At 65.4% G+C, this 9,649-nt stretch carries 8 protein-coding genes; 4 read left to right on the top strand and 4 right to left on the bottom strand.

Translation table 11 applies throughout. The annotated features are described in order from the left end of the window. The first annotated feature begins 92 nt into the window (after positions 1-92). The 3 genes from VE25_RS18660 to VE25_RS23230 all read left to right on the top strand — a co-directional run bounded on the left by VE25_RS18660 (position 93) and on the right by VE25_RS23230 (position 1,777). Positions 93-1,058 carry an NAD(P)-dependent alcohol dehydrogenase gene (locus VE25_RS18660; RefSeq protein WP_046110165.1) on the top strand — a complete coding sequence of 322 codons (966 nt, stop codon included), beginning with the start codon at positions 93-95 and terminating at the stop codon, positions 1,056-1,058. A gap of 120 nt (positions 1,059-1,178) precedes the next feature. After that, on the top strand, positions 1,179-1,577 hold the full coding sequence (locus VE25_RS23235; RefSeq protein ID WP_046110164.1) for a hypothetical protein: 399 nt from the start codon (positions 1,179-1,181) through the stop codon (positions 1,575-1,577). Then, a complete protein-coding gene (locus VE25_RS23230) occupies positions 1,574-1,777 on the top strand; it encodes a helix-turn-helix transcriptional regulator (RefSeq protein ID WP_046110163.1) in 204 nt (67 codons plus the stop codon). Before VE25_RS23235 ends, VE25_RS23230 begins: the two co-directional genes overlap by 4 nt. 8 nt (positions 1,778-1,785) lie before the next feature. Here the strand turns inward: VE25_RS23230 and VE25_RS18645 are convergent, their stop codons facing one another. Both VE25_RS18645 and VE25_RS18640 read right to left on the bottom strand, forming a co-directional pair. Next, positions 1,786-3,273, bottom strand: coding sequence for an AMP nucleosidase (locus VE25_RS18645; protein ID WP_046110162.1), 1,488 nt, complete (start codon positions 3,271-3,273; stop codon positions 1,786-1,788). A gap of 340 nt (positions 3,274-3,613) precedes the next feature. Further along, positions 3,614-4,096 (bottom strand): hypothetical protein, encoded by a 483-nt coding sequence (locus VE25_RS18640; protein WP_046110161.1) that lies wholly within the window; start codon positions 4,094-4,096, stop codon positions 3,614-3,616. A 161-nt stretch (positions 4,097-4,257) separates the two neighbouring features. Between VE25_RS18640 and folD the strand changes: the two genes are divergently transcribed. Next, positions 4,258-5,160 (top strand): bifunctional methylenetetrahydrofolate dehydrogenase/methenyltetrahydrofolate cyclohydrolase FolD, encoded by a 903-nt coding sequence (folD, locus tag VE25_RS18635; RefSeq protein ID WP_046110160.1) that lies wholly within the window; start codon positions 4,258-4,260, stop codon positions 5,158-5,160. Positions 5,161-5,305: 145 nt separating this feature from the next. On the opposite strand, the gene VE25_RS22785 is transcribed toward folD, so the two are convergent. Beyond that, complete coding sequence (locus VE25_RS22785; protein ID WP_046110159.1) at positions 5,306-5,674, bottom strand: hypothetical protein; 369 nt, start codon at positions 5,672-5,674, stop codon at positions 5,306-5,308. Next, entirely contained in the window at positions 5,674-9,450 is a 3,777-nt protein-coding gene (gene metH, locus VE25_RS18625; RefSeq protein WP_046110158.1) for a methionine synthase, read from the bottom strand. Before metH ends, VE25_RS22785 begins: the two co-directional genes overlap by 1 nt. Between the last annotated feature and the right edge of the window lie 199 nt (positions 9,451-9,649).

The raw sequence follows: 9,649 nt of genomic DNA, 5'->3' as shown, positions 1-9,649 counted from the left end.
CCCCCACCCTCAATCCCTCCCCTCAAGGGGGAGGGAGGCGATGGAGCCGCCAATTCCCATAAACCTGACACACCCAGGCGGGAGGCGAGGGCATGCGGGCGCTGGTCTACGACACATATGGCCCTCCCGAAACCCTGCGGCTCGAGGACGTGCCCGTGCCCGCGCCCGCTGCCGGCGAAGTGCTGGTGCGCGTCGCCGCGTCCTCGGTCAATTCCTGGGACTGGGACCTGATGGTCGGCAGCATGCTCGGCCGCGTCGGCGGTCTCTTCAAGCCGCCGCACAGGATTCTCGGAGCCGACATCGCCGGAACGGTCGTCGCGGTCGGTGAGGGCGTCGAGCGCCTCAAGGTCGGCGACGCCGTCTTCGGCGACATTTCCGAAGGCGACTGGGGCGGGTTCGCCGAATACGTTGCCGCCAAGGCCGATGCGCTTGCCATCAAGCCCGAAGCGCTCGGCTTTACGCAAGCCGCGGCCTTGCCGCAGGCCGGATTGCTCGCCCTCAAGGGCTTACAGAAGCGCGATCTCAAGCCCGGCGAGCGGGTGCTGATCAACGGGGCAGGTGGAGGAGTGGGGACGTTCGCCATCCAGTTGGCGAAGCACGCCGGCGCGCACGTCACCGCCGTCGACCGCGCCGATAAGCGCGAGGCGCTGCTGGCGCTCGGCGCCAACCGCTTCATCGACTACCGCACGACCGATTTCACCGCCGAGAACGAACTCTACGACCTCATCCTCGACGTCATCGCCATGCGCTCGCCCTCGGCTTTCGCGCGGGCGCTGAACCCCGGCGGCAATCTTGTCGTCATCGGCGGCAGGATCGGTGCGTTGCTGCAGGTGGCGGTGTTCGGCGGCGCCGTCGGCAAGCGCAACGGCCAGAGCCTCGGCATCCTGGTGCACAAGCCGACGATCGCCGGCCTCGACGATCTCGCCGCCCGCTGTGTGCGAGGCGAGTTGAAGGCTATCGTCGACAGCACCTGGCCGCTGGCCGAAGGCGCCAAGGCCCTGCGCCGGGTAGGCGAGGGCCATACCATCGGCAAGGTGGTCATCCTACTGAACGGCTAGTCCGCCACAAGGCCGTTTCGGCGAGGCAGCGAGGTGGCGCAGCCGCCCGGTAATGTAAAGCTAACTTGACAAAGCGACCTGGCAATGTAAAGTACACCTTACTCGAAGGAGACGCGCTTCATGCAAAGTCACTCCAATCGGCGTTTCGTTACCGTGACGGCAGTGTCGATGGCGATTTTTCTTCTGTTCAGCCTAGTCCTGAGGTGGGCCGAGGAAACGGACGCCGTTTCCACGCCTTTGCTGTGGATCGGCAGCATCCTGCCCATCGCCGCTCTTCTGACGCCGTTATGGGCTCTATGGCGTTACCTCTGGGAGATCGACGAGTATCTGCGCAGCATCCAACTCAAGGCGATATTCTTCGGCCTGACGGTGCTTCTGCTGCTGGCCTCGGCATGGGGGTATTTCGAGCTGTTCGTGGACGCGGCAGGGATCCCGATGTTCTGGCTCAATCCCATCTACTGGGCCGCATATTCGATCGGTGCGCTTTATTTTTCCCGCCTGGAAGGCCGGGAAGCTTGAAGAACCGGCTCAAGGAATTGAGAACCGCCCGTGGTTGGTCACAGGCGGTCCTCGGAGATAAACTCGGTGTTTCGAGGCAGTCGATCATCGCCATCGAAAGCGGCCGCTTCGATCCTTCTCTGCCTCTCGCCTTCAAGATTGCGAGGCTTCTGGGCGAGACGATCGAAGCGATTTTTCAGGACGATGACACCGATTCCTGATTGGGGCGCTACTGGAACGCCGTCTCGGCAAAGCTCCTGAGCTTGCGTGAATGCAGCCGCTCGGCCGGCTGGTCGCGCAGGATCTCCATCGCCCGCAGCCCGATCAGCAGGTGCTTGTTGACCTGCGTACGATAAAAGTCCGAGGCCATGCCGGGGAGCTTGAGTTCCCCGTGCAGCGGCTTGTCGGAGACGCAGAGCAGGGTGCCGTAGGGCACGCGGAAGCGGAAGCCGTTGGCGGCAATCGTGGCGCTCTCCATGTCGAGCGCGATGGCGCGCGACTGCGAGAGGCGCCGCACGATCTCGGCCTGGTCGCGCAACTCCCAGTTGCGGTTGTCGAAGCTCGCGACGGTGCCGGTGCGCATGATCTTCTTGGTCTCCAGCCCCTCGAGCTGGGTGATCTCCTGCACGGCCTGCTCAAGCGCCACCTGCACCTCGGCGAGCGCCGGAATCGGCACGGAAAGCGGCAGATCCGCGTCGAGCACGTGGTCCTCGCGCACATAGGCATGGGCGAGCACGTAGTCGCCGAGCTCCTGCGAGTTTCTGAGGCCCGCACAGTGCCCGAGCATGATCCAGGCGTGGGGCCGCAGCACCGCGATGTGGTCGGTGATGGTCTTGGCGTTGGATGGGCCGACGCCGATGTTGACCATGGTGATGCCGCGGCTGCGTCCGGCGGTCAGGTGATAGGCCGGCATCTGCGGCGTGCGGGTCGCCTGCACGCCCGTCGTGCCGCCGCCGAGCCGCGCGTTGCGGGTGACGTAGTTGCCGGGCTCGACGAAGCTCTCGTAGTGCGGGTGCCCGGCCTCCATGTACTCGTAGGCGACCCGGCAGAATTCGTCGATATAGAACTGGTAATTGGTGAAAATCACGAAATTCTGGAAATGCTCGGGCTCGGTGCCGGTGTAGTGGTTGAGCCGGTAGAGTGAATAGTCGACGCGCGGCGCCGTGAAGGCGGCGAGCGGGTAGGGGCCGCCGGGCGGCGGCACGAAGGTGCCGTTGGCGATCTCGTCGTCGGTATGGGTCAGGTCCGGCGCATCGAACACGTCGCGCAAGGGAATGCCGAGCTCGGCGAGCGCGGCCCCGTCGATCGGCGCATTGGCGGCGAGCGCGAAGTGCAGCGGGATCGGCGTCTGCGATTCCCCGATGTCGATGGTGCCGCCGTGGTTCTTGAGGATGACCGCGAACTGCTCCTCATAATAGGTGCGGAAGAGGTCCGGCGACGTCACGGTCGTCCGGTAGATGCCGGGCGTGTGGAGATAGCCGTAGGGCAGGGTGGATTCGCTCTTGCCGTAGCTCGTCGAGCGCACCTCGATCTGCGGATAGCAGGCCCGCACCCGCCCCTCAGGCACCGTCCCGCGCGAGAGCGCCTCGAGCTTGTCGCGCACGAACCCGGTATTGCGGTGGTAGATATGGGCCAGATACTCCCAGGCGGCAGCGGGCTCGGTGAACGACTTCTTCTCGAGGGGCGGCGGGCTGATCGTCGTTCTGATGTTGCTCATATGCTTCTCGTCAGGGCTGCGGCCTGGCTCGATCACCGGGCCAAACAGGCCTCCGGGCGGCCTCTTCCGGCATGCCAGCAATCGGCCTCGGCGGCAAGCGGGGTGGGAGAGCAAAAAACACATTCACCTTTCGGTGATAGCTCTTTTAATGCCGCATTCGCGCGCCATCTTGAATGCAGTTCACTGGCCAAGCAAGCGACCCATGCACCGGTGAGCCAGGGAAGATTCGTTCGCCGCTTGTCCCCCAAGCCCTCAACAGCGCGGTGAACTGGCTTCCCAATCGGGGCCACGCCAGCAGAGATGCGGCGTGGCCCTTTTCATTTGCCTCGATGCTAAGCGATCAGTTGAAGCGTCGCGCCGTGATGGTCGTCGGCTGGTAGCCGCCCGCCGCCGGCCGATAGGTGCAGTTGAGCGCCCCGAGATAGGGCACATCCGGCACCAGGATGCGCGACAGAATGCCCTGGAATATCCCAGCGCCGCGGCAGCTCATGCGGTCGGCGCTCCAGGCGACGCCATTGCCGCAGCGCGAGCGCTGCAGCTGGATGGAGACATCGCGTCCCGACGCCGTCCAGTTGAGCCGCCCCTGGCAGTTCACGCCGCCGCCCGTCACCTGATAGGTGCCGCGCCGCTCGAGGCAGAAGGTCAGGCGATAGGGCCCGTAGATCGAGCGCGTGACGCGGTAGCACCCCGCAATCAGCGCCCCGCCCGGACGATCGGGCACAATGACTCGCGTGCTGTTGTCCTGCGCAAGGCTCGGGCCCGCATGGCCCAGCATCATCATGGCCGCAGCCATCAAACCGAAGAAGAACTTCCTGACTGACATCGCATCCCTCCTGCGTCCGGCCGATCCGGAAGTGTAGGCTAATCAGTCCTAGAGGAAAAAATCCAGCAATATGAGTGACCTAACTTGCCTAAACTCGACACCTATTCCAATACGGGCCGCCAGGCACTATGCACAGGCCAAATCCCTGCCGGAGTGACCTCATGACCGCGACGATCATCGATGGAAAAGCCTTTGCCGAAAAGCTGCGCGGACGCGTGGCTTCCCATGTGGAGCGGCTCAAGGCCGAACATGGCATCGTGCCGGGCCTGGCCGTCGTCATCGTCGGCGAGGACCCGGCAAGCCAGGTCTACGTGTCGAGCAAGGCCAAGCAGACCGTCGAGCTCGGCATGGCGTCCTTCAAGCACGAGTTGCCGGCCGATACGCCCGAAGCGGACCTCCTGGCGCTCGTTCACAAGTTGAACAACGATCCGCAAGTGCACGGTATTCTTGTGCAAATGCCGGTTCCGGATCACATCGATCCGAACAAGGTGATCGACGCCATCTCGCCGGATAAGGACGTCGACTGCTTCACGCCGGCCAATGTCGGCAAGGTGCAGATCGGTCTGCCGGGCCCCGTCTCCTGCACGCCGCTCGGATGCCTACTGCTGCTGCGTGAGCACCTTGGCTCGCTCGAAGGGCTCAACGCCGTCGTCATCGGCCGCTCCAACCTCGTCGGCAAGCCGATGGCCCAGCTCCTGCTGCGCGAGAACTGCACCGTCACCATCGCCCACTCACGCACCCGCGACCTCGCCGAGGTGGCGCGTCGCGCCGACATCGTCGTCGCGGCCGTCGGGCGTCCGCTGATGGTCAAAGGGGACTGGATCAAGCCGGGCGCCACCGTCATCGACGTCGGCATCAATCGCGTGCCGGCGCCCGAGAAGGGCGAAGGCAAGACGCGGCTGATCGGCGACGTGGATTTCGCTGCTGCCGTGGAGGTGGCTGGGGCCATCACACCCGTACCAGGCGGTGTGGGTCCGATGACCATCGCGTGCCTGCTGGCCAATACTGTGACGACCGCAAGCCTCATCAACGGGCTGGAGCCGCCGAAGGATTTGACGGTTTAACCGGCGCGATCCACGAAGGCCCCCTCACCCGGCCCTGCAAGCAGGGCCGACCTCTCCCCCAGAGGGAGAGGTGCCGCCGCGTGCCCTTTTCACCTCTCCCTTCGGGGGAGAGGTCGCCCGTAGGGCGGGTGAGGGGGCCTTCCTGTTACGCGGTCACACCCGCCACTCTGAACCGACGCCCTACGGTGTGGTCTCGCATCGCTCGCGCTGGCAGGCGCCCTTCGAGCGCCGCGACCACCGGCTCCACATCCGCCAGTGCCCTGGCGTCCAGCAGCACCGAGCGGAATGCCGGCCGCAAGCCCTGCCGCGCACCCTCCAGCAGATCGAAGAGTTGCGCCCGCACGTCCGAGCGCGCCTCGCACGCGGGGCAGTAGTCGCCGTTGGCGTGGGCGTGGCCGGTTTCCGGTTCCAGCCGCAGCACGGCAACGCCCGGGCCGGGCAGCGGCATGGCCTCGCCCGGGCCGATGACCGTCACCGGGATTGCTCTGCCGGCGGTGTCGAACTGGCCGGCCATCACTCGGCCGCCTGGATCGCAGGGCCGGGCGTGTAGTTGAGGATGGGGCCGAGCCAGCGCTCGACCGCCTCGACCTCCATGCCCTTGCGCGCCGCATAGTCGAGCACCTGGTCGCGCTCGACCTTGGCGACGCCGAAGTAATAGGCCTCCGGGTGCGACAGGTAGAGGCCCGAAACCGACGAGCCCGGCCACATGGCATAGCTCTCGGTCAGCGTGACGCCGGCTGCCTTCTCGGCGTCAAGCAGGCGGAAAAGCGTCGTCTTTTCCGTGTGGTCCGGCTGGGCCGGATAGCCGGGGGCAGGGCGAATGCCGCGATAGCCCTCGAGGATGAGGTCATCGGGCGTCAGCGCCTCGTCCGCAGCATAGCCCCAGTGGTCCTTGCGCACCTCTTCGTGCATGTATTCGGCCAGCGCTTCGGCGAAGCGGTCGGCCAGTGCCTTGACGAGGATCGATGAATAGTCGTCGTTGGCGCGCTCGAAGCGCTCGGCGATGGCGACCTCCTCGATGCCCGCCGTCACCACGAACCCGCCGACATAGTCGGCCTTGCCGCTCTCGGCGGGCGCGACGAAGTCGGCGAGCGCCATGTTGGGCTTGCCGTCGCGCTTGGTCAGCTGCTGGCGCAGCGTGAAGAGCGTGGCGAGCTCGTCCTTGCGAGTCTCATCCGCAAAGAGCCGGATATCGTCGCCGACGGCGTTGGCCGGCCAGAAGCCGATAACCGCGCGCGGGGCGAACCACTTCTCCTCGATGATCTGCTTGAGCATACGCTGCGCGTCCTCGTAGAGCTGGCGCGCCGCCTCGCCCTGTTTCTCGTCCTCGAGGATCTTCGGAAAACGCCCCTTCAGTTCCCAGGTCTGGAAGAAGGGCGTCCAGTCGATGTAGCGGGCGAGGGTGGCGAGGTCGAAGTTCTCGAAGATGCGCGTACCGAGGAATTTGGGGCTGGGCGGCGTATAGCCGTCCCAATCCGGGCGGAACGCGTTGGCGCGGGCCCGCGCCAGCGGCAGCCGCTGCTTTTCGGCTTCCGCCCGGGCGTGGGCGGCCGCAGCCTTGGCGTATTCGGCGCGGATGTCGGCGACGAACTTGTCCTTCTGGCTCGACAGCAGGTTCGAGACGACGCCGACGGCGCGGCTGGCGTCGTTGACGTAGACCGTCTGCCCGCGCTCGTAGCGCGGGTGGATCTTGACCGCCGTATGCACGCGGCTGGTCGTCGCCCCGCCGATGAGCAGCGGAATGTCGAAGCCTTCGCGCTCCATCTCGGCCGCCACATGCACCATCTCGTCGAGCGAGGGGGTGATGAGGCCGGAAAGGCCGATGACGTCGACGTTCTCGGCGCGCGCCGTCTCGAGGATCTTGCTGGAAGGCACCATCACGCCAAGGTCGATGATCTCGTAGTTGTTGCAGGCAAGCACGACGCCGACGATGTTCTTGCCGATGTCGTGCACGTCGCCCTTGACGGTCGCCATCAGCACCTTGCCTGCGCTCTTCCTCTCGCTCTCGCCATTGGCGAGCTTCTCGGCCTCCATGAACGGCAGGAGGTAGGCGACGGCCTGCTTCATCACGCGGGCGGACTTGACCACCTGCGGCAGGAACATCTTGCCCGAGCCGAAGAGGTCGCCGACGACGTTCATGCCGTCCATCAGCGGGCCTTCGATCACGTGGAGCGGACGCGCGAACTGCTGGCGCGCCTCCTCGGTGTCGGCCTCGATGAACTCGGTGATGCCGTTGACGAGGGCATGGCTGATGCGCTCGCCGACCGGCAATTGCCGCCAGGAGAGGTCCTTGCCCTTGGCTTCACCGCTCGCCTGGCCCTTGTAGCGCTCGGCAAGCTCCAGGAGCCGGTCCGTCGCGTCGTCGCGGCGGTTGAGGATGACGTCCTCGCACGCCTCGCGCAGCTCCGGATCGATCGTCTCGTAGACGGCGAGCTGCCCGGCGTTGACGATGCCCATGTCCATGCCCGCCTGGATGGCGTGGTAGAGGAACACCGAGTGCATCGCCTCGCGCACCGGCTCGTTGCCGCGGAACGAGAACGAGAGGTTGGAGACGCCGCCCGAGATGTGGGCATGGGGCAGGGTGGCTGTGATCTGCCGGGTCGCCTCGATGAAGGCGACGCCATAGCCGTTGTGCTCCTCGATACCGGTCGCGACCGCGAAGACATTGGGGTCGAAGATGATGTCCTCGGGCGGGAAGCCGACCTCTTCGGTGAGGAGCTTATAGGCACGCGTGCAGATCTCGACCTTGCGCTCGAGCGTGTCGGCCTGGCCCTGCTCGTCGAACGCCATGACGACGACGGCAGCACCATAGGAGCGGACCAGCCGCGCATGGTGGAGAAAGGCCTCTTCGCCTTCCTTCATCGAGATCGAGTTGACCAGCGCCTTGCCCTGCACGCATTTGAGGCCCGCCTCGATCACCTCCCACTTGGAGGAGTCGATCATCAGCGGCACGCGGGCGATATCGGGTTCGGCAGCGAGGAGATTGAGGAACTCGACCATCACCTTCTGGCTTTCGATCAGGCCCTCGTCCATATTGATGTCAATGACTTGCGCGCCATTGTTGACCTGATCTCTCGCGACTTCCAGCGCGGCAGCATAGTCGCCGGAGGTGATGAGCTTCTTGAAGCGCGCCGAGCCGGTCACGTTCGTGCGCTCGCCGATATTGACGAACGGAATGTCGTCGGTGAGCGTGAAGGGCTCGAGGCCCGAGAGGCGCAGGCGCGTCTCGACTTCGGGCACCTGCCGGGGCGCGTGCCTGCCGACGGCCTCGGCAATGGCCCTGATGTGGTCCGGCGTCGAGCCGCAGCAGCCGCCGACGATATTGACGTAGCCGTCGCGCGCGAACCCCTCGATCTGCTCGGCCATGAACTCCGGGCTCTCGTCGTACTGGCCCATCTCGTTGGGCAGGCCCGCATTGGGGTAGGCGCAGATGAGCGTGTCGGCCGCGTCGCTGAGTTCGCCGATATGCGCACGCATGGCGTTGGCGCCGAGCGCGCAGTTGAGGCCGATGGTGAGCGGCTTGGCATGCCGCACCGAATGCCAGAACGCCGTCGGCGTCTGGCCGGAAAGCGTGCGCCCGGAAAGATCGGTGATCGTGCCCGAGATCATGATCGGCAATGAGCGGCCGCGTTGTGCAAAAACCTTCTCGGCCGCGAAGATGCCGGCTTTGGTGTTGAGCGTGTCGGTGATCGTCTCGAAGAGCAGGGTGTCGGCGCCACCGTCGAGCAGGCCTTCGATGGCCTTGCCGTAGGCTGCGACCAGCTCGTCGAAGGTGATCGAGCGGTGGCCCGGGTTGTTGACGTCCGTCGACATGGACGAAGTCTTGTTGGTCGGGCCCAGCGCCCCGGCGACGAACCGGCGCTTGCCGTCCTCAGCCGTTGCGCGTTCGACCGCCCGCCGCGCCACCCGCGCGCCCTCGTAGTTGAGCTCGTAGATATAGGCCTCGTCCTCGAGCCCATAATCGGCCTGCGCGACGCTCGTGCACGAGAACGTGTTGGTCTCGACCATGTCGGCGCCCGCCTTGGCGTAGGCGTAGTGGATATCCTCGATGGCCTGCGGCTGGGTCAGGATAAGCAGGTCGTTGTTGCCGCGCAGCGGCAGGTGCCAGTCCTTGAACCGCTCGCCGCGGAAATCCTCCTCGGTGAGCTTGAGGCGCTGGATCATGGTGCCCATGGCGCCGTCGAGGATGAGGATGCGTTCCCGCGCGGCGGCCGTGATGGCCGCGCGCACTTCCGCCCCGTCGGGCAGGTGCGTTGCAGGATGTCGAGCGCTCTCGCCTTGGGTGCTCATGAGTCTTCTCGTCTTTCTTCCAGATTTCCTGCTCCGACCAGGCGGGGCAGATCGCATAAAGATATCTTTATATCCCTCTGCCGGCAAGGTCGGATGCGTCAACGCAGCGCCAGCATTCGGTTAACGCATCGCACGCGCTTGCTACGCCCAACGCTAACGCTTTGTCACCTTTAACGTCCTCTCAACCACGACGCGCTTC

This window comes from Devosia geojensis (genome assembly GCF_000969415.1).
GTDB lineage: Bacteria > Pseudomonadota > Alphaproteobacteria > Rhizobiales > Devosiaceae > Devosia > Devosia geojensis.
Note: the sequence above shows the minus strand (reverse complement) of the source record. Positions and strands in the feature narration are given on the sequence as shown.